We start from the raw sequence: 18431 nt of genomic DNA, 5'->3' as shown, positions 1-18431 counted from the left end.
TCCGGTGGGGATCCGGTGCCGTTGTTGCGGTTGGCGGATCGGGCGTACGAGGTGGATACGTTGTTGTTGCTGGTGGGGACTTCGCTGATTCCGGATTCGGGGCGGGATTCGCGGTGGTGGGGGGAGATTGAGCGGTTGGCGGGGGAGGTGGACGGGATGGTTGTGGAGGCTGCGGCTGTCCTGGGTGGGGTTTGTGTTTGAGCTTCCTGGGGCGGCTCGTTCGGCTCGTCGCCTGGCGGCGACATTGCGCTCTCGGTGGGGCCCACCACCCCTCAGCCTGATTGTGACTACGGCGCGGGGGTGCTTGTCAAGGCGGGAAAGATGCCTTGACAAGCACCCCCGCGCCGTGTTTTTGGCTGCGTATCGGGGTTGCGGGGGTGTGGGTGCCTTGGCTCGTTGGGTGCATCGGCTGCGGTGGGGCGGGCGGGACGCGGCTTGGGTGGGTTGTTGCGGCGGGTTCGCGGTGGCGGTTTTAGCGCCCCAATGTGGCATTGGGTGCATGTGACGCACCGAATGCCACATTGGGTGCGTGGGATGCACCGAATGCCGCGTTGGGTGCGGTGGGTGCGCCGAAATCCTGCATCAGGTGCGAGCGGGGGTGCGGGCGGGGCCGTGAAGGGCTCCTTGAGGGAATCTAGGTACGTGAAGGGCTCCTTCACGGCGCGCGGGAGGTGCGTGAGGGGAACCCTCACGGAATCAGAGTCAATGAGGGGTCCCCTCATTGACTTCAATCGAGGTGAGGTGGGGCGCGGAAGGAGCTCGCGGAAGAGGTGTCGTGAGAGGGAGTGGGCGGAGTCTCTGGCACCGTGCTCGCGGGAAGGCCGTGCGAGCGGGAAGGGTCAGGGGCGCTGGCGCACCCCGGCCAGTACTGCGCTCACGCTCGGCAGCCAGCGGTGCCTCGGGTCGGGGGCGGTCAGCCATTCCGGGCCCATTCCGGGGGCTTGCTGACCGGTCGGCAGGGGGAGGAGCGCGCCGCTGTCCAGGACGGTTACGTCTGGCGGCAGGGTGCCTCGCAGGAGCAGTTCGCCGTCGGTTTCGGCGAGGATGGCCAGGCGCGGGCCGTGCTGGGTGGGGAGGATCAGGGACGGGCCTTCGCAGCCCAGGGCGGACAGGTGGTTGCGCACCGGGCCCGAGGTGAGTTTCGGCAGGGTCACCGCGCACAGGCCGTTTTCCAAAGCCAGGAACAGGCGCGCGCCGCCCTGCCGTCGGACGGACCAGCCGAACACCCCGCCGTAATACGCGTCTGCCGGGTCTGGGCCGGTGTGGTGGTCGGGCCGCAGTTGCTGGTCGAGAGTCATCGTCGACGCCTTCCGCTCGCATGGGGTGCCTGCCCATGCTAACGGCACTCAGTGCCACTAGCAACCCGGGCTGCTACCGTTCGGGAATGACGGAGACGCCGCGCACCCGGGTCGGGGCCACGCCGGCCGGGCGGCGGCAGTTGCGTCGTGCGCTCGCTACGGCGGCCGTGGATCTCTTCGCCGCCAACGGGTACGAGGCGACGACCATCGACGACATCGCCGCGGCGGCGGGCGTCGGGCGGCGGACGTTTTTCCGGTACTTCGACAGCAAGGACGACGTCCTCTTCGCCAATCACGACGAGATCGTCGCCGAGATGGAGCAGGTCTTCGAGACCGCCGATCCGGCGCGTGACCCGATCGAAGTGGCGACCGCGGCAGTGTCGCTCGTGCTGGAGTCTTATGCCGCGGAGCTGGACGTCTCGCTCAAGCGATTCAGTCTCACTCGCACGGTGCCGTCGTTGCGGGACAAGGAAGTCGCGACGGTCGACCGCTATCAGCGCGTCCTCGCGCGCTACCTCCAGGACCGCTTCGCCGCGGCTGGCGACGAGACCGCGACGCTCCGAGCCGCCGTGGCCGCAGCGGCGATCGCGGCGGCCAACAACCATGTTCTGCGACGCTGGCTGCGCAGCGGCGGCCGCGACGACATCGAGGCCGCGGCGACGGAGGCGTTCACCCTGGTCGCGGACGCGTTCCGGACGTCCGGCGCGAAGTCATCCGGCGAGACGGAGCCGGGCACGGTGGTGGCGGTGCTCAGCACTGCGACGCCGTTGCACGAGGTGGTGACCCGGATCGGCGCTGCGCTGCGCGACGCCGAACCCAGGTGAGACGCTTGCCGGTCGGCAAGTGAAGTGCACTGAGTGCCATTGAGGGCGGTGCGGCGTGCGGGGGAGAGCCGGGTTGGTGACCGCCTCGGCTGCGATCCGATCCGCGACGGGGCACGCATCGCTTCGCCAGGGCGGGCTCCGGTCGCCTTGCCGGGACTGGCTGGTGTCGCGTGCTGCCGGACGGGGTCGTGTCGGCGGATGGGCTCGTATCGCGTTGGCGAGTGGAGCCCCTGTCGCGTTGTCAGGAACAAGCCAGTCTCGCGTTGGTGAGTGGAGCCGTGTCGCGTTGCCAGGAACACGGCAGTCTCGCGTTGGCGAGCCGAGCCCCTGTCGCGTTGCCAGGAGCAGACCAGCCTCGCGTTAGTGAGCCGAGCCGAGCCGTGTCGCGTTGGCGGGGGCGGGGGCGGAGGCGGGGTCGTAGCGCATCGGCGCGAGAAGGGGAGCCGCCGCGGGGCACGGGTGCTGCATCGCTTTCCGATGCCTGCCGAGGGTTGGCGGCGGGGCAGTCAAGCCGCGAAGAAAGTGCGCAAAGCCTCGGCGACCCGGTCCGGGGAACCGTCGTCGTCTGGGCCGGAATGGCCCAGTCCGGGGAACGTGATTCGTTGTGCGTGCGGGATCGTGGCGGAGAGTTCGTCCAGTGCGACACGGAGGAACGCCGGGCTTGTGCTCCCTCCGAGCAGCAGGACTCGCGCCCCCAAGTCCGCGTAATCCCTTGCGGTGTCAGCCAATTCCTCGACTAACTGTATGTCAAAGCGGTGGGTCGGGATGAGCGCTGGGATCGGCACGTCGGCGCTGGATCGGCGTTGCAGGCGCGAGCCGATCGCCATCAGGGGTACCAGTGCGAAGCGGGGGATCCGGTTGAGCGCCGGTTCGATCGCCAATCCCTTCAAAACCGTCGCCAATGCGGAGGACAGCCGCCCTCGGGCGAGTTCGCGTTCGTAGCGCGGCACCCACTCCAGCGGCACCGAACCGTTGACCGAGAGCGGTGGTTCGTACAGGGCGACCGCGCTGATCTCGGGAACGGAAAGGGCGCTTCGCAAAGCGATGAGTGCGCCTGAGCTGAGGCCGAAAACCCGTGCCGCGCCCGTTTCTTCAGCTAGGGCGCGCAGGTCTTCGGTCTCCCGCGCGACTCCGTACTCGGCACCGTGCGGTCCGCTGAGTCCGCGGCCGCGCCGGTCGGGTACGCAGACGGTGAATTCGTCCGCAAGCGCGGTCGCGAGCTTCATCAGGTGCTGCGCTGCCTGCATGCCGCCGTGCAGAAGGAGCACGGCCGGACCGCTGCCTAGTTGGCGGTATCCGATGACGGTTCCGTCGGCGGAGGTGACCGAGCCGGTGCGGTACTCGGTCACTGGTCTGCCTGATTACCCGGGCACAGTGTTCGCATAAAGGCGACTCTAGCGAACCGCGCACAGTGTTCGCAATAATGTCGGCCATGGTTGACGACGTGCGGCCGCCGATCTGGCTGCGGCCGGAGCGCGGGGCCCGGGGACCGCGTCCGGCGCACAGCCGGGCTGATCTCGCGGCTGCGGCTATCCGGGTCGCTGACGCGGAAGGTCTTGAGGCCGTGTCTTTGCGCCGGGTCGCGGCGGAGATGGGCACCGGAACGACGACGCTGTACCGCTACATCGCCACCAAAGACGAGCTGTTCGACTTGATGATCGACGCCGCTTTCGGGGAGCGTGAACCGCCGACGCCGACTGGGGACTGGCGGGCGGACCTGCGCGCGGTCGCCTGGGAGTACCGGGCTCTGGTGGTAAGGCATCCCTGGTTGGGCGCGATGCCCGCGACTCGTCCGGCGCTCGGGCCGAACAGTCTGGCGTGGTTGGACGCGGCGTACGCGACGGTGGACAAGTTGGGCCTGGCCGCGGACGAGGTCTTGGCCCAGGTGGGCACGGTGCTGACGTTCGTCCGCGGCCACGTCCTCGACGAACTGGCCGAACAGGAAACGGCCCGGCGGTCCGGAACGGACATGCCGACCTGGTTGGCGGCGCAGGCGCAGTACGGCGATTTGATCATCGGCAGCGGCGATTATCCGCATCTGAGCCGGATCATGGTCGAAGCGGAAACGCCGCATGCCGATGATCGTTACGAACGGACCTTTCGCCGCGGGCTGGAGCACATCCTGGCCGGGCTTGCCCACAGCGGGCGGTAGGACGGATCAGGCCTTTTTCACCGCGGGCTTGAGGGATTCTTCGCACCACTGCCGGAAAGTCGTCGGCGTTTCCACGGCATGCTGCGGAGTTCGGACCACGCCCTCGTCCAGATGGTTCAGCTTCGCGGTCGCCATGTCCATCATGGACTGTGCCATCGCCTCGGAGTGACCGTTCGCGAGGACCTGCGCGCCGAGTGCGGAGACCGGGATTTGCTGATACTTGACCGAAATCCCCAGCACTTCGCTGATGATGGCGGCTTCCTGGTCGGGCGAAAGGTCTTCCGGGCCGAGCACGGGGACCTCTTCCCGGCCGGTCCACAATGGATCGAGCAGCAGCCGGGAAGCGACCGCGGCGATGTCGCGCGTGCAGACGGTCGGGGCGGCGTAATCCGGCGGCAGGACGTCGTAGAAGGTGCCTTGTGCTTTGATCACCGACGCTTGGCGCAGCAGATTGTCCATAAAGGTCGGATTCGCCAGCGCGCGGAAGGCGACGCCGGTGTCGGCGATGAGGTCGTCCATCGCCAGGGTGGCGGTGACGTGTCCGGCTCGTTCGGCGGAGGCGGTGCCGCGGCCGAGTGCGCTGACCGATACCACCCGGCGGACGCCGTGGGTGCGGATCGCCTCGACGGCGGGGCGCGCGAAGCCGGAGTAGGCCTCGTCGACGCTCGCGGCTCGCCGGTCGGGCGGGACTAGCCAGAACACGGTGTCAGCGCCGTCGAAGGCGCGGGCGAGGACCTCGGGATCGCCGTGTGAACCGACCTGGACGTCGATGCGTTCGCGCAGGTCAGCGGGCAGTTTCGCGGGATCTCGGACGATCGCGCGGACGGGATTGGCTCCGTCGGCGACCGCGGCGAGGACGCGGCTGCCGATGTTCCCGGTGGGGGCGGTGACGACGATCATGCGGGCACTCCAGGAGACTGTCGAAGAGGTGGAGCAGGAAGTAAACTCCACCGTACCGTTTACTTTTGGCGGAGGCAAGGATGGCGCGTGAAGGCGGTTCGCAGCTGCGGGGTGCGGAGTTGCGCAAGCACATCCTGCTGGCGGCGAAGAACGTGTTCCTCGAAACCGGGTTCGAACGGGCGTCGATGGACGCGGTCGCGGCCAGCGCGGGGACGTCCAAGCGGTCGCTGTACGCGCACTTCGAGAGCAAGGACAAGCTGTTCCTCGCGGTGCTCGACCTGGTCCGCGAGCTGTACCTCGGCAAGCTGATGACCCCGGACGCGTATGCGGACGACCCGGTCGAGGCGGTCGCGTTGTTCTGCGGGCGGTTCCAGCAGTTGCTGACCTGGGAGTCGCAGGCGCGGACGTGCCGGCTTTGCATCGCGGCTGCCGAGCGGTTGCCGGACAGCGCGAAGGCGTACTACGACGCGATGTTCGCGGTGATGTACGCGCGGCTCGCCGAATATCTGGCTGCACAGTACACAATGGACAGCACGGAAGCGGGGGCGCTCGCGGAGGATCTCGTCGGGCGGACGGTGCTGCCGCGGGTGTTTCGGGTGTTGCTGAACGCCGAGCCGGCGATCGAGGAAATGCCGGGGGCCGAGGCGGCGGTGGACAACGTCGAACTGGAACCGATTCGGCGGGTCGTTTCGGCGGCCTTGGGGCAGCGCGCATGAAGATCACCAGTGTTGACGTGTGGGTCGTGAATCTGCCGTTGACGAATCCGTTCACCAGTTCGTTCGAGACCAAGATCGGCGAGACCCGCACGGTGGTGCGGCTGCGCACGGACACCGGGGCCGAGGGCTGGGGCGAGACGATGTGGGGTCGGCCGGTCGCGGAGCTGACCCGGAAACTGGGCGCGGACATGATTGGGACCAGTCCGTTCGCGCTCGAGGCGTTTCATCGCCGGCAGCACATGGTGCCGTTTTTCCACGGCTATCTGGGATATGCGGCGCTAGCCGGGCTGGACGTCGCGTGCTGGGATCTCATCGGACGGGTCACTGGACAGTCCGTCACTGACCTGCTGGGCGGGGCGGTGCGGACCGAGGTGCCGATCACGGCGTTGATCACCCGTGCCGACGCGCCTGGTGCGGAAGGGGAAGAACTCGCGCAAGGGTTGGCCGAGCATGCGGCGAGAGTGGTCGCCGAGGGCGGCTTCTCTGCGGTGAAATTGAAGGGTACGCGCGACGTTCGGGGAGATGTCCGGATTCTGCGGGAGCTGCGGAGGGCGTTGCCGGAGATCGAGTTGCGGGTCGATCCCAATGCCGCGTGGTCGGTGCCGGATTCGATCCGGGCTGGGATCGCGTTGGAGGAACTGGACCTGGAGTATCTCGAAGACCCGTGCGCGGGCATCGAGGGGATGAGCCAGGTTCGCGCGAAGGTGCGGATTCCCTTGTGCACCAACATGTGCGTGGTCCGGTTCGAGGAGTTCGCTCCGGCGGTACGGCTGGGTGCGGTCGACGTGATCCACGGTGACGTCTACAAGTGGGGCGGCATCGCGGCGACGAAAGCGCTTGCGGCGCATTGCGAGACGTTCGGGCTCGGAATGAATCTGCACAGCGGCGGCGAACTCGGGATCGCGACCGCGGCGCATCTGGCGGTGGTCGCCAGCACGCCGGTGCTGTCGCGGGCGATCGACAGCATGTATTACCTGCACGCGGACGACATTGTCGCACCGCTGCGGCTTTCCGGCGGACGGTTGCCGGTGCCGACCGGACCGGGGCTCGGCGTGGAAGTGGACGAGGAGAAGCTGGCTTTCTACGCGGCGAAGAACGAGCGGGAAGGCGATCTCACCGGATGACCGTGCCGCGGTCCGAAAAGGACCGCGGCACGTCTTTGGCTCAGCGCAAGGCGTTGACGGTGATGGTGAGCGTGTCCGGGTCGCCGGCCTGGACCGCGCCGCTGAAGTCGGGGCCGGGGGAGACGTCGTCGTACGGGAAGGCGTATCCGCGGTTGTCCGGCAGTTTGCTGTGCACGATTCGCGCGTAGTGGTTGGTTTCCGGGTTCTGGTAGAACTTCGCCGGATCCTCGCCGGTCGGCTGTTTCGGATTGTCGCGCAGGGTGGTGCGGTTCAATGCCGCCGCGAGCCGGGGGATGATCGCCTTGCGGGCGTCGCTGTCGCCTTGTTTGATGGCGAACGGTCCGCTGTCGCAACTCCATACGTCCGGCGTGGCGGGTTTGTCGAAGCGCTCGCCGTTGTTGAAGGCGAGCACGCCGTCCGCGCCGACCTGGCCGGTGAACGCGCCGAGGCCGGGCACCTGGGTGTCGACGGTGAGCGTCTCGCTGGCGTATTTCTTCCAGACCTCGTCGATGTAGCCGTCGAGGTATCCGCCGAATTGGTCGGCGCGGTAATGCGCGGACAGTGCGCGCAGCGGCTTTCCGTCGCCGCCGGTTTCGATGAGCGTGCCCCATTTGCCGCCCTGGGCGTTGAGGGCGTCGCAGATCGGGTCGAGCGAGCGCGCGGGCAGTCCGGGGACCGTCTGGTCGCCGGAGCCGGTCGTGGTGAGGTGCAGGCCGATCGGGATCGCGACGAAGTCGACGTAGCTGATGTTGGCGAACAGCACGTCGTTGTTGAAGGTGAATTCGCAGAACGACCAGTTCCGGTTGTAGTTCGGGTCGTCGGCGGCCAGGAAGCTCGGGTGCACGAGAGCCGGGCCCTTGTTGACGAAGAAGTCCAGTTTGCTGTCGAGCGCGACATAGATCCGGGCCGCGTACATTTTCGGGACGGTGACCTGGGAAAGCGACTTGAGCGGGATCGCGCAGTCCTCGCCGAGCGGCGTGTGGTCGCTGCCCGGGGACGGCGGATAGTACGGCGTGCCATCGGCTTTCAGGATGACGAGCCGGTTGTCCAGCGTCGTGCCGGTGATGTACGCGTAGGTCTGGCCCGCGCCGGACCGGTCGTCGAAAGCGACCTTCGCGGTGTCGGGGGTGCTCGCGGAGGCGAACGCGGAGTTCCAGAGTGGAAATGTCGCGGCTGCCGCGGATGCGCCGAGGAATACTCGCCGGGAAATCAAGGAAAACCGCCTCCTGGAGTCGTGCCCTTTTCCGGTGACCGGCACGCTAGTCACGGGCGGGAAAGCGGGTCAACGAATGCGGGAGAAATTGGCTGGTTTTGTCATTCCCGGCGAATTCCCCGGACGCACGCCGAGGCACGGGCCGCCGCCACGGCCCGTGCCTCAGTGTCCGGTGTGGACTTTCCGGGTCAGCTCACCTGCAGGTCGATGCAGGCGTAGAAGGCGTTCGCGGTGTCCGCGATGTTCCAGACGGCGAGCACCGTCTGCCTTCCGGTGTGCCCCTTGAGGTTCACGTTGTGGGTGACCGTCGCCGGGGGCTGCTGGCCGCCGCCGTCCACGGTGGCGATCTTGTCGTTGCCGATCCAGTATTCGTAGTTGGACGTGCGGTGCCGGGCGGTGAACTTCCAGGTGAAGGCCACCGAGGAGCCGACCGGCGACGCCTTCCAGCCCTTGTTGTTGTCGTTCAGCTCGGCGAACTGGGCGTTGCCGCCGCTGCAGCTGTGCAGCCCCTTCGGCCCTTCGACGCTCTGCGGTTCGTACTTGATCTGGCCGCAGGAAACGGTTCCTTGCGCGCATTGGGCCTGCCGGCTCGCCGGCGCGTTGACGTACCCGTGCGCGCTGGCGATGCCTGCCGGGCTGATCAGCACGAGCACCGGGGCGATCGCCGTGCCGACCGCGGCCGCGACGAGTTTCCGGTTCGCTTTCATGGGCAGCTCCTTCGGGGAATGCTCGTTTCCCCGTGCGGGTACGACAAAGCGACGCACCGGCTTTCCGGGAGCCGGCCCGCACGGGGGGTGAGCGAAGGGGGTGGGCTTCTTGGTCTAGACCATACGCCCGGCGCTCGGGAAAGGTCAACAGCTGGCAAAGAAAGGCGGGGCAGTGGTTATCCGTCAACGTTGTCACCCCGGACCACTCTCGCTTGTGGTTTTACCGGAAGGCTTTCCGTTGATTGCGCCGGACGGGTGGCCTGATGCGGATCATGGCCACCCTGCGTGATTTCGTCCGCTCTGGACTGTCCATAGTGGACATTGCGAACCTGCGCGAGCGCACGGAAAGCGGCCGGGCGGGGTGGTCCGGTGCAGCGATTCTGCCCGGTCGTCGAAATCCCCGACTTCCGGAGGGTTGAAGGTATTCGACCGGAAATGCTCAACTGAATGGTTGAGGTGTTCGCGGGGGCGAGGCAGCTTTCGCGCGGCTGGTAATGGCCCGGCGGTCCTCGGCAGCCGGGTCGCCGTGCGGATGGGGGCGCTGGCGAGCATGTCGCGTGGGATGCCGGGCCGCGCCAGGTTGCGTTCGGTGACCGCGCCGAGGGCGGGTCGCTCTCGCCGGGGGTGGCCGCGGCCAGGTCGGCGCGGGTGTGCTTGCTGGTCAGGACGCCGCCAGCCAGTGGGGAGCCGGGGATCATGCCCGTCTCGTGGGCCATCGGGAGCAGGTCGCGCTCGACGAGACGTGAGCATCGGTGGGGGCGGTCCCGGCGAGCGCAGTTGCCTTTACGGGCTCAGCGGCAGTCCCGTTCAGCGGACTAACCGGCTGCCGCCGAGCCGGAGCCCTCGGCCGAGTTTCCCCGCGCCCGGCCATGGTGCTTGAACCACCGCTGCGACATCCTCGCCTGGAACCGATGACGCGACTGCTGGTGGATTTGCCCGCGCTGTTCCCGGCTCAGCGCAACGCGAGGTGGCTGCGCGGCTGGGGCGAAGCATCGGGACGATGCGGCGATGGGGACCTCATCGCGGAATCTCCTGCCCAGGGCGAGGAATTCGGGCGTTGGCGGGCGGAACGGGAGCAGCCGGGGGACGGAACGTGCTTCGGCATCCGGAAGCCAGGTGTGCCGGACCGGCGAGTGCTGATCTGCCGGGAGGCGTTCGCTTCGCTGGCTGGGTCAGGATTGCCGGGAGGGCGTCAGCGGCGGATTTCCTCGCCGTCGTGCCCGGTAAGCCGCGGCCTTCATTTTGTTTCCGCAGGTGGCCATCGCGCACCATTCGCGCCGTGATCCGCGCGAATGGTCCAGGTAAACCTGCGTGCATTCCGGTCGTCCGCATTCCTTCAGCAGGTCCGCGTCCGGACCGCCCAGGATCGTGATCGCGGCCCGGGCCACGGTGGACAACGCCTGCGCCGCGGTCGCCCGGACCTGTCGTCCGGTCCGGGTCAGCTGCGGGACCGCGTCCGGCTGCGCGGCTGCCTCGTTGAGCAGCGTCAACGCCTCCGGGTCGTACTCGTGGCCGACGAGCCGGGCCGCGACCAGGGCGTAGATCGCTTCCCGGACCGCGATCGCCCCCGCCAGGTCGGCGGCCGTGCTCCCCGGATCGGCGCCGGTGACCCCCGACTCGCGGAACCAGGCGTCCAGGCTGCGCGGCGACCCCAGCATCTCGGCCGGCTCGTCGTTGCGGCGGGCCCGCAGCGTGCCGACGAAGTCCAATGCCGGGTTCCCGCAGGGGAAGGCGTGCTCCATGCGCACCAGTCTGACAGGTGATGAATCACCACGCAAGGAACTCTAACCAGTCTAGGGGGTTATGAGTAGCGGATCACAGAAATACGTAACCGTCTTGACCGGTGACGAATGTGCGTGCGAAGGTTCTCTCGTCGCCGAGACCGGCCCGGTCTCCTGCTGAAAGGTCACGTCCGATGGACTCGATCACCCTGGCGTTCCGCGAAGTTCTCGGTGCACTGGCGGCGCTGACCGGCACCGTCCTCAGCGGATTCTGAAAAGTTCTGGAAAGGGAAAGCCATGTCTGAAACCACTTACACCGCCGTCGTCACCACCACCGGCGAAGGCCGCAACGGGGGACGCGCGGTTTCGTCCGACGGTGCGCTCGACCTGAAGTTCGCCATCCCGAAGGAACTGGGCGGCAACGGCGGCGCGACGAACCCGGAGCAGCTGCTCGCGGCCGGCTGGTCGTCGTGTTTCATGGGCGCGGTGCGGATCGCCGCGGCGCAGCGGAAGGTGAAGCTGGCCGACCTCGCGGTGGTCGCGGACGTGACCCTGCATCACGACGAGGCGAACTTCTGGCTCAGCGCCGCGTTGCACCTGGAGCTGACGGGGATCGACCAGGAGACCGCCGACACGCTGGCCGCGGCTGCGCACCAGACCTGCCCGTACTCGAAGGCGCTGGGCGGGAGCATCGAGGTCACGGTGGACGCGACGGTCGCCTGACCCCGAACGGTGGGGGTGCCCTTGAGTCGGTGGTGCGGGGCGGGTTCGCGCGGGATTTCGGCGATGCCTGCTGTCGAGGGCGCGCTCGATCCGGCGGTGTCGGGCGGGGCGGCGGTTCGGTCGCGGATGCGGAAGATGCCTGCGAACCGACGGCACCGGGTTGCCGGGCGGTGCGGGTGCGGAAGGCGCGGTCAAGTTAGCCGCGGGCGGCGCGGGTGCGGAAGGTTCGTTCAAGGTCGGGCGGTTCGGTCGCGGATGCGGAAAGCCGTATCCGGCTGGGCGTGGGCGTGCTCGGTCAGTTCGCGGGCGAATTGCCGGGCAGTCCGAGGCCGTTCGGAACACCCGCCGGGTCAGGAACGAACGGCAGGAGCCTGCCGAGCCAGCTCCCGCGCCACTTCGGCGGCCGTCTCGATGGTCCGTGCCGCGAGGGGCGACTCGGCGTCCCGCCCGCGGGGCCAGTGGAGGTAGATCGAGCGCGCCGGGCTCGGGTCGAGGTCGTGGACCTGCAGATCCGGCCATCCCTCGGGGCCGTGGATCGCGCCGCAGTCGCGGCAGACGACCTGGTGGATCGCCAGCCAGGGCAGGACCGCGAGGCCCATTCCGGCGCGGACCATCGACAGGATCGTCTCGCTGCCCGCGGAGCGGAACACGATGCGCGGGCGGGCCCCGGCCTCCGCGAGGGAGTGCTCGAGCCTGGGCTGGTCGCAGGTCGACGGCCAGGCCACCATCGGCTTGCCGTCCAGTTCCCGCGCGGGCACCGGACCCGCCGGCAGCGTGTCCGGAGGTGCGACGGCCAGGTAGGGATCTTCCATCAGCAGGACGTGGTCCGTGTCTTCGCTGATGAGACCGTCGTGGAACAGCAGGTCCAGTTCGCCGAGCCGAGGCTCGTCGGGTTCCGATAGCCGGATCTCGCAGCGGGGGTGTTCCTCGCGCAGGAGACGCAGCACGGTCGGCAGGATCGCGTGCGAGACGCTCTGCAGGGTGCCGACGTCGATGCGGCCTTCACCGGCCTTGAAACGGTCGACCGCCTGGCCCAGCGCTTCGGCCTTCGCCAGTACCTCCCGGCCGTGTTCGAGCACCACGGCGCCGAGCGGCGTGATCCGCACGGGGCGCGGGCCGCCCGGGCGATCGAAGACCGCGCCGCCGAGGGTTCGTTCCAGGGCAGCGATGTGCTGGCTCACGCTCGATTGCGTGTAGCCCAGCCGGGTCGCCGCCCGGGAGAACGTTCCCTCTTCGGCGATCGCGAGCATCGTCGTCAGCTGGCGCAGGTCGAAGTCGGCCATGAGCCCAGTATATTACTGTTCACGATGGATTCGATCGTAAACAATCGCTTTTCTTAATCTCCTGGCACTCTTAGCGTCGTTGCCATGACAGTCGCAACGATCGCCGCCGGGAGAACTCGCAAGCTGCCGTCGCTCGCGTGGACGCTGGGGGCGTGCCACCTCGTCGCCCGGGGCGGCGCGTTCGTGCAGCCGATGCTGGTGCTGTACCTGACGCAGGAACAGCGGATGACCCCGACGGCGGCGGGCGCCGTGGTAGCGGCGGTGGGCATCGGCGACTTCGGGTCGCAGCTGCTCGGAGGCTGGCTGGGGGACCGGATCGGGCGGCGGAGGACGATGCTCCTCGGGTTTCTCGGGACGGCGATCGCGTTGGCCGCCTTGGGATCCGCCGCCGCGACGCCGGTCATCTGGGCAACGGCGGTGGGCTACGGTCTCGTTGCTGGGCTCTTCCGTCCGGCGGGATCGGCAGCTGTGGCGGACCTTCCGCCGGAGCAGCGGGTGCGTGCGTACAGTCTGCTTTACTGGGCGGCGAACCTCGGATATGCCATCGCGGCAACGGTTTCCGGGGTGTTGGCGGCTCGCGGCTACGGGCTGCTGTTCTGGTTGAACGCGGTCGCGATGCTGTTTGCCGCGGCGATCGTGGTGACTGCGGTTCCGGAGACTCATTCGGGACCGAGCCATGGGCGACGCGCGCTGCTGCCAGTGTTGCGAGCGGACCGTCTCATGAGGACCATGACGCTGATCCACGTCGGCTGTTTCACGTTGTTGATGCAGGCGTTCGCCACATTGCCGTTGTTGATGACCGCGCAGCAGTTCAGTTCCGCGACTTACGGTTCCGTGCTGGCGCTCAACGGGTTCGCCATCGTTGTCCTGCAACCGTTCGCTGCCGCGGTGTTGGCGAATCGCGACCGTGCGACAGTGCTTGCTACCTCGATGTTGCTGGCGGGCGTTGGCGGCGGTCTGGCCGCCGTGTCGCAAAGCATTGCTGGCTACGCCGTCGCGATTCTTGTTCTCAGCCTCGGACAGATCGGGTTGGCGGTCCAGTTTGGCGCGACGTTCGCTGCTCTCGCGCCGCCAGATCTGCGCAGCGGGTACATGGGCGTCGCGTCGAGTGCGTGGAGCCTTGGCGCGGTTCTCGGCCCGATGCTCGGTACGGCGTTGCTCGAGCAAGCTGGTCGAACTTTGCTGGGTGTAGTGGCTTTCGCCGCTGGAACTCTGCTTTTCCTTGCCCAGCAAGCTGTCGCTGGACGACTTCGCGAGCGGCAGTCAACCGAGAAAGGAACCCACTGATGACGACCACGACCGACAGCGAATGGCGCGCCTTCCTCTCCGAGGGTACGAGGCTTGCGCACCTGGCCCTCACTCGTGCTGACGGACGTCCGCACGTCACGCCGATCTGCTTCGTCCTCGACGGCGACGAACTTGCCTTTGCCCTGTCGCCGGGAAGTGTCAAGGGCAAAAGCCTTGCGCGGGACGGCCGGGTCGCGGTCTGCGTCAGCGACGAGCGGCAGCCGTACAGCTTCGTGACTGTCGAAGGGCAGGCTCGGGTTTCTGCCGAGCCGGACCAGATCAGGCGCGTCGCGGCGGGGATCGCCGAGCGTTACTACCCGGGTCAGTCCGCAGTGGACCTTGCCGATTCGTTCGTCCACAGTGGATTTACCGCGGTGCGGATCAGCATCGTGCACGTCATCGCCCAATCTGGTCTCGGCTGAGGCTCACCGCAACCGCGCCCCCGCCCGCTCCAGTGCAGCCAGCACTTCGGAGCGGGCGGCGGCGATTTCGCCCGCGGTCAGCGTCGCGGACCTCGGGCGGAGGGTGACCCGCAAGGTGAGCGAACGGTGGTCGGCCGGAATTCTCGAATCCCGGTACTCGCCGACGTACGCCACTCGCTGCACCAAGGCGTGGGCCTGCGTCGCGGTCTCGGCGACCAGCGACCACGGAACGGTGTCGGACGCGAGGACGGACAGGTCGAAGTCCGATTCGGGCAGGTCGCCTACCGGGGTGTAGCGGTTTTCGCGGGACGGGTGCGTCCGCAGTGCGTCGAGGTCCAGTTCGACGCAGGCGATCGCGCCCCGGTCGATGCCCGCCGCCCGGAGCACCGCAGGCCGGACCAGCGCCAGCGTCCCGGCCGGGCGGATCGCGAGCCGGGCCGACGGGTCCGTCCAGGCCGGGCCGGGGGTGCCGGCCAGGTCCAGGGCGGTGAGATGGCAGTACCGGCGGATCAGCTCGGCCAGCCCTTTGGCCCGGCGGAACAGGTCGGCCCCGTCCGGTCCGGCGAGCAGGATTCCGGCGGACGTCCGCTCGCCCGCGGCGAAGACGGTGCCGACTTCGAAGAGGCTGAACTCGTCGCAGTAGCGCAGGTTGGCGGCCGCGGCTTCGAGCAGGTTCGGGATCAGCGACGGGCGCAACCGGGCGCGATCCGGCGCCGGCGGGTGGTCGATCGTGAGGTCGGCGTCGAGTCCGCACGCGGCGAGCAGGTGATCGGCGGACCACGGGTAGGTCAGCACTTCGGTTGCCCCGCCGCGAGCGGCGAGCACTTCCCGGACCTGGCGGTTCAAGGGGAGCCGAGGGCGCGGGGCCAGCTGCACGACGGGCCGCGGCGCGGGCAGCGCGTCGAAGCCGTGGATCCGGGCCAGCTCCTCGACGATGTCCACGGGCAGCGAGAGATCGCCGGTGGAACGCCACGACGGAGCGACGATGCGCACCAGCTCGCCGGTGATTTCGGCGGTGCAGCCGAGGGCGCGGAGGATGCGCAGGATTTCGTCCGGGGGCAGCCGGATGCCGATCCGGCGTTCGATTTCCGCGATGCTGATCTCGATTTCGGCTCGTCGGGTGGCGGCAAGGACGATGTCTTCCACGCCGAGTGCTGTGGCCGACGGGTCGGCTTCGGTCAGGAGGTGGAGGAAGAGCTCGGCGGCTTGGTCGGCGCGTTGAGTATCGAGGCCTTTCTCTTGGCGTACCGAAGCTTCGGTCCGGGCACTGCGGCGGGCTCGGCTGGGGAGCAGGGTCGGGATTTCCAGCACGACTGAGGCACTGGAAGCACGGACGTCACTCGGTTGTCCGACGGCATACATCACGTACGCGCTCAGATCGGTGCACAGGTCCCGGCTTGGTTCGCCGATGCGCCGGAGCCGGTCGCGGACGAAAGCCGGAGCCGGGATGGAACTGTCCACTGTGCACTGCAGGGCGAGCATCCGCCGGTGCCAAGCGGGATCAGCCAGGGTGAGGCCGGTGGCGTTAGGCGGCCGGGTGACCCGGGGGAGCGGAGTCAGCGGTAGTCCATAGAGGACAGACAGCTCTCGGGCGATGCCATAGTGCCCCCACAGATCGGGGCGATGGGTGAGGGATTTGTTGTCGATCTCGAAGACGACGTCGTCGTCGATCACGTCGTAACCCTCGACTTCGACGGTCTTCAAGGTCAAGTCGTGTGCCAGCTGGTCCGGCGAACGGCCGGGCAGCGGCACGTAGTCGGTCAGCCAGTCCCGGGAAATCTTCACGACAGCGGGCCTTTCAAGCGAATTGGGAGAGGAAGCGCAGGTCGGCGCTGTGCATCAGCCGGACGTCGTCGATGCCGTAGCGCATCATCGCCAGCCGGTCCAGGCCGACGTTCAGATAGCAGCCGGACCACCGCGCGGGGTCGAGTCCGGCGGCGCGCAACACGTTCGGATGCGGGCTGCCGCCGGGCATCACCTCGAGCCAGCCGGTCCGCCCGCAGGTCCGGCAGCCGCGTCCGGCGCACACCCGGCAGAGCATGTCGATCTCGAAACCTGGTTCTACGAACGGGAAGTACCCGGCACGCATCCGGGTCCGCACCGGTTCGCCGAACACCGTGCCGAGAATGGTGTCGACGAGGAACCGGGCGGTGGCGAGCGGGACGGTTTCGTCCACCACCAGCACCTCGTACTGGAAGAACGCGCGTTCGTGCCGGGCGTCGGTGCTTTCGTTGCGGTAAACCCGGCCTGGATAGGCGATCCGGATCGGCGGTTCGTGCGTGCTCAGGTATCGGACGCTCATGCCGGTCAGGTGCGGTCGCAGGCAGCGGCCGTCGGCCAACCAGTAGGTGTCCATGCTTTCGCGCGCCGGATGGTCGGCGGGGAAGTTCAGCCGGTCGAATTCCATTTCCGCCGAGCTGATTTCCGGGCCTTCGACGATCGCGAAGTTGAGCGCGCGGAAGGCGTCGTCGAGGTCGTATCTCAGCTGGGTGACCGGGTGCAGCCCGGCGGTCGGCGGCGGGAGGCCGGGAATGGTGGGGTCGAACGGGCGGTCCAGCGCGCTTTCCGCGGCGTGCTTTTCCTCCAGCGCGGCGGTAATGCGCTGGTGCGCTTCGGAAAGCGCGAGGCCGAGCTGCTTTCGGGCGGCTGGGTCGCAGCGGCCGAGCTCGCGACGGACGGCGGCGAGCGGGCTGGACTTGCTGAGCACGGAACGGCGCACGTCAGCGACGGCGGTCGGCGTGCTGGCCTGGGCGAGATCGGCGAGCGCGGCCTCGGTCAGCGCGGTGATCCGGCGCAGCATCGAGACGGGGTCAAGGGGGTCCACGGGTTCCTGCCTTCGGGTCGTGAAGTGCTGGACTTCACCCCCGGGCAGTGTGGGGAGACGTGAACGTTAGTGGGCGGAACCCGGCGCGCACGCGCAGCCCCCGGGCACTCCCCGGGGGCGAAGAAATCGCTGTGCACGCATGCGCTCATCATGGCACGCCGGCTGTCCGTCCGGCAAATGAAAAGCCCCTCGAGGGAATCAGCTTCCCTCAAGGAGCCCTTCACAGACAGCGGGTCAGTGGCCGACGGCGGCCCGGACGGACTCCTTCAGCGAGCCGAGGGTGGCGATGACCGCGGTGGGTTCGTAGCCGCAGTGCGCCATGCAGTTCGAGCAGCGCGGGTCCTTGCCGCGGCCGAAGTTCTCCCATTCGGTGGTTTCGATGAGTTCCCGGTAGGTCTCCGCGTAGCCGTCGTCCAGCAGGTAGCACGGACGCTGCCAGCCGAGCAGCGAATACGACGGGATGCCCCACGGCGTGCATTCCAGGTCGCGTTTGCCCTCGAGGAAATCGAGGAACACCGGCGAATGGTTGAGCCGCCAGCGTTTCCGGTTGCCGCCGCCGAAAGCCTTCGCGAACAGTTCGCGGGTCTGCTGCACGCCGAGCCAGTGGTCCTGGTCCGGGGCCTTCTCGTACGCGTACCCCGGCGAGATCTGCATGTTGTCCACGCCGAGGTCGTTCAGGTAGTCGAGCACGTCGATGACGTCCTGCGGGGTGTCCCCGGTGAAGAACGTCGTGTTCGTCATCACGCGGAAGCCCTTTTCCTTGGCGAGCTTGATCGCGTCGACCGCCGCCTGGAAACCGCCCTCCTTGCGCACCGACGCGTCGTGCCGGTCTTCGAGGCCGTCGATGTGCACCATCCACGCGAAATTGCGGTGCGGCTTGAATTTGTGGATGTGCTTGGGCAGCAGCAGCGCGTTGGTGCACAGGAAAATGATCTTGTTGCGGGCCAGCAGCTGCCGGGTGATCTCGTCGATCTGCGGGTGCATCAGCGGTTCGCCGCCCGCGATCGACACCATCGGCGCGCCGCTCTCCTCGATCGCCCCGACCGCCTGCTCCACCGGCATCCGCTGTTTCAGCAGGGTGTGCGGCTGCGCGATCTTGCCGCAGCCGCCGCATTTGAGATTGCACGCGAAGAGCGGTTCCAGCTCGACCAGGAGCGGGAACTTCTCCTTGCGCATCAGCTTCTGCTTCATCAGGTAACCGCCCAGCCGAAGAGACTGGCGCAACGGCATGGCCATC

The 18431-nt window shown here is 68.0% G+C and carries 17 protein-coding genes; 7 read left to right on the top strand and 10 right to left on the bottom strand.

The features are described from left to right. Nucleotides 1–839 precede the first annotated feature (839 nt). Nucleotides 840–1298, bottom strand: a complete 459-nt coding sequence (locus WA670_RS24680) for a hypothetical protein (protein ID WP_336159000.1) — start codon at nucleotides 1296–1298, stop codon at nucleotides 840–842. An 86-nt stretch (nucleotides 1299–1384) separates the two neighbouring features. On the opposite strand from WA670_RS24680, the gene WA670_RS24675 reads away from it, so the two are divergent. Continuing rightward, nucleotides 1385–2122 (top strand): TetR family transcriptional regulator, encoded by a 738-nt coding sequence (locus WA670_RS24675; protein WP_336158999.1) that lies wholly within the window; start codon nucleotides 1385–1387, stop codon nucleotides 2120–2122. A 506-nt stretch (nucleotides 2123–2628) separates the two neighbouring features. Here the strand turns inward: WA670_RS24675 and WA670_RS24670 are convergent. After that, nucleotides 2629–3471 (bottom strand): alpha/beta fold hydrolase, encoded by an 843-nt coding sequence (locus tag WA670_RS24670; RefSeq protein WP_037819385.1) that lies wholly within the window; start codon nucleotides 3469–3471, stop codon nucleotides 2629–2631. A gap of 83 nt (nucleotides 3472–3554) precedes the next feature. Here WA670_RS24670 and WA670_RS24665 point away from each other — a divergent pair, with 83 nt between their 5' ends. After that, the gene (locus WA670_RS24665) at nucleotides 3555–4274 is read left to right on the top strand and encodes a TetR/AcrR family transcriptional regulator (RefSeq protein WP_336158998.1); all 720 of its coding nucleotides are present in this window, start codon (nucleotides 3555–3557) and stop codon (nucleotides 4272–4274) included. Nucleotides 4275–4280: 6 nt separating this feature from the next. On the opposite strand, the gene WA670_RS24660 is transcribed toward WA670_RS24665, so the two are convergent. After that, the gene (locus WA670_RS24660; protein ID WP_336158997.1) at nucleotides 4281–5174 is read right to left on the bottom strand and encodes an NAD(P)H-binding protein; all 894 of its coding nucleotides are present in this window, start codon (nucleotides 5172–5174) and stop codon (nucleotides 4281–4283) included. An 80-nt stretch (nucleotides 5175–5254) separates the two neighbouring features. Between WA670_RS24660 and WA670_RS24655 the strand changes: the two genes are divergently transcribed. After that, entirely contained in the window at nucleotides 5255–5890 is a 636-nt protein-coding gene (locus WA670_RS24655) for a TetR/AcrR family transcriptional regulator (protein ID WP_134734295.1), read from the top strand. Then, the gene (locus WA670_RS24650; protein ID WP_134734296.1) at nucleotides 5887–7014 is read left to right on the top strand and encodes a mandelate racemase/muconate lactonizing enzyme family protein; all 1128 of its coding nucleotides are present in this window, start codon (nucleotides 5887–5889) and stop codon (nucleotides 7012–7014) included. Before WA670_RS24655 ends, WA670_RS24650 begins: the two co-directional genes overlap by 4 nt. 40 nt (nucleotides 7015–7054) lie before the next feature. Here WA670_RS24650 and WA670_RS24645 read toward each other — a convergent pair whose 3' ends face one another. The 3 genes from WA670_RS24645 to WA670_RS24635 all read right to left on the bottom strand — a co-directional run bounded on the left by WA670_RS24645 (nucleotide 7055) and on the right by WA670_RS24635 (nucleotide 10676). Then, complete coding sequence (locus tag WA670_RS24645; protein ID WP_238607179.1) at nucleotides 7055–8227, bottom strand: glycoside hydrolase family 64 protein; 1173 nt, start codon at nucleotides 8225–8227, stop codon at nucleotides 7055–7057. A 188-nt stretch (nucleotides 8228–8415) separates the two neighbouring features. Beyond that, nucleotides 8416–8934, bottom strand: a complete 519-nt coding sequence (locus WA670_RS24640; RefSeq protein ID WP_134669873.1) for a lytic polysaccharide monooxygenase auxiliary activity family 9 protein — start codon at nucleotides 8932–8934, stop codon at nucleotides 8416–8418. A 1172-nt stretch (nucleotides 8935–10106) separates the two neighbouring features. Continuing rightward, nucleotides 10107–10676: a CGNR zinc finger domain-containing protein gene (locus WA670_RS24635; RefSeq protein ID WP_078870763.1), complete on the bottom strand. Its 570-nt coding sequence runs from the start codon at nucleotides 10674–10676 to the stop codon at nucleotides 10107–10109. A gap of 276 nt (nucleotides 10677–10952) precedes the next feature. Here WA670_RS24635 and WA670_RS24630 point away from each other — a divergent pair, with 276 nt between their 5' ends. Beyond that, the gene (locus tag WA670_RS24630; protein ID WP_037819396.1) at nucleotides 10953–11378 is read left to right on the top strand and encodes an Ohr family peroxiredoxin; all 426 of its coding nucleotides are present in this window, start codon (nucleotides 10953–10955) and stop codon (nucleotides 11376–11378) included. Nucleotides 11379–11728: 350 nt separating this feature from the next. Here WA670_RS24630 and WA670_RS24625 read toward each other — a convergent pair whose 3' ends face one another. Continuing rightward, complete coding sequence (locus tag WA670_RS24625; protein ID WP_336158996.1) at nucleotides 11729–12661, bottom strand: LysR family transcriptional regulator; 933 nt, start codon at nucleotides 12659–12661, stop codon at nucleotides 11729–11731. Nucleotides 12662–12745: 84 nt separating this feature from the next. On the opposite strand from WA670_RS24625, the gene WA670_RS24620 reads away from it, so the two are divergent. Then, nucleotides 12746–13948: an MFS transporter gene (locus tag WA670_RS24620; RefSeq protein ID WP_336158995.1), complete on the top strand. Its 1203-nt coding sequence runs from the start codon at nucleotides 12746–12748 to the stop codon at nucleotides 13946–13948. Further along, on the top strand, nucleotides 13948–14370 hold the full coding sequence (locus WA670_RS24615; protein ID WP_336158994.1) for a PPOX class F420-dependent oxidoreductase: 423 nt from the start codon (nucleotides 13948–13950) through the stop codon (nucleotides 14368–14370). Before WA670_RS24620 ends, WA670_RS24615 begins: the two co-directional genes overlap by 1 nt. A gap of 3 nt (nucleotides 14371–14373) precedes the next feature. Here the strand turns inward: WA670_RS24615 and WA670_RS24610 are convergent, their stop codons facing one another. The 3 genes from WA670_RS24610 to hpnH form a co-directional block, all read right to left on the bottom strand. After that, on the bottom strand, nucleotides 14374–16155 hold the full coding sequence (locus WA670_RS24610; protein ID WP_336158993.1) for a hypothetical protein: 1782 nt from the start codon (nucleotides 16153–16155) through the stop codon (nucleotides 14374–14376). 13 nt (nucleotides 16156–16168) lie between these two features. Beyond that, nucleotides 16169–17194 carry a phenylalanine--tRNA ligase subunit alpha gene (locus tag WA670_RS24605; protein WP_336158992.1) on the bottom strand — a complete coding sequence of 342 codons (1026 nt, stop codon included), beginning with the start codon at nucleotides 17192–17194 and terminating at the stop codon, nucleotides 16169–16171. A gap of 234 nt (nucleotides 17195–17428) precedes the next feature. Further along, nucleotides 17429–18430 carry an adenosyl-hopene transferase HpnH gene (hpnH, locus tag WA670_RS24600; protein ID WP_037819406.1) on the bottom strand — a complete coding sequence of 334 codons (1002 nt, stop codon included), beginning with the start codon at nucleotides 18428–18430 and terminating at the stop codon, nucleotides 17429–17431. Between the last annotated feature and the right edge of the window lies 1 nt (nucleotide 18431).

Source organism: Amycolatopsis sp. VC5-11 (assembly GCF_037034185.1).
GTDB classification, from domain to species: Bacteria; Actinomycetota; Actinomycetes; order Mycobacteriales; family Pseudonocardiaceae; genus Amycolatopsis; species Amycolatopsis nivea.
This window is presented reverse-complemented; position numbering and strand designations above follow the sequence as displayed.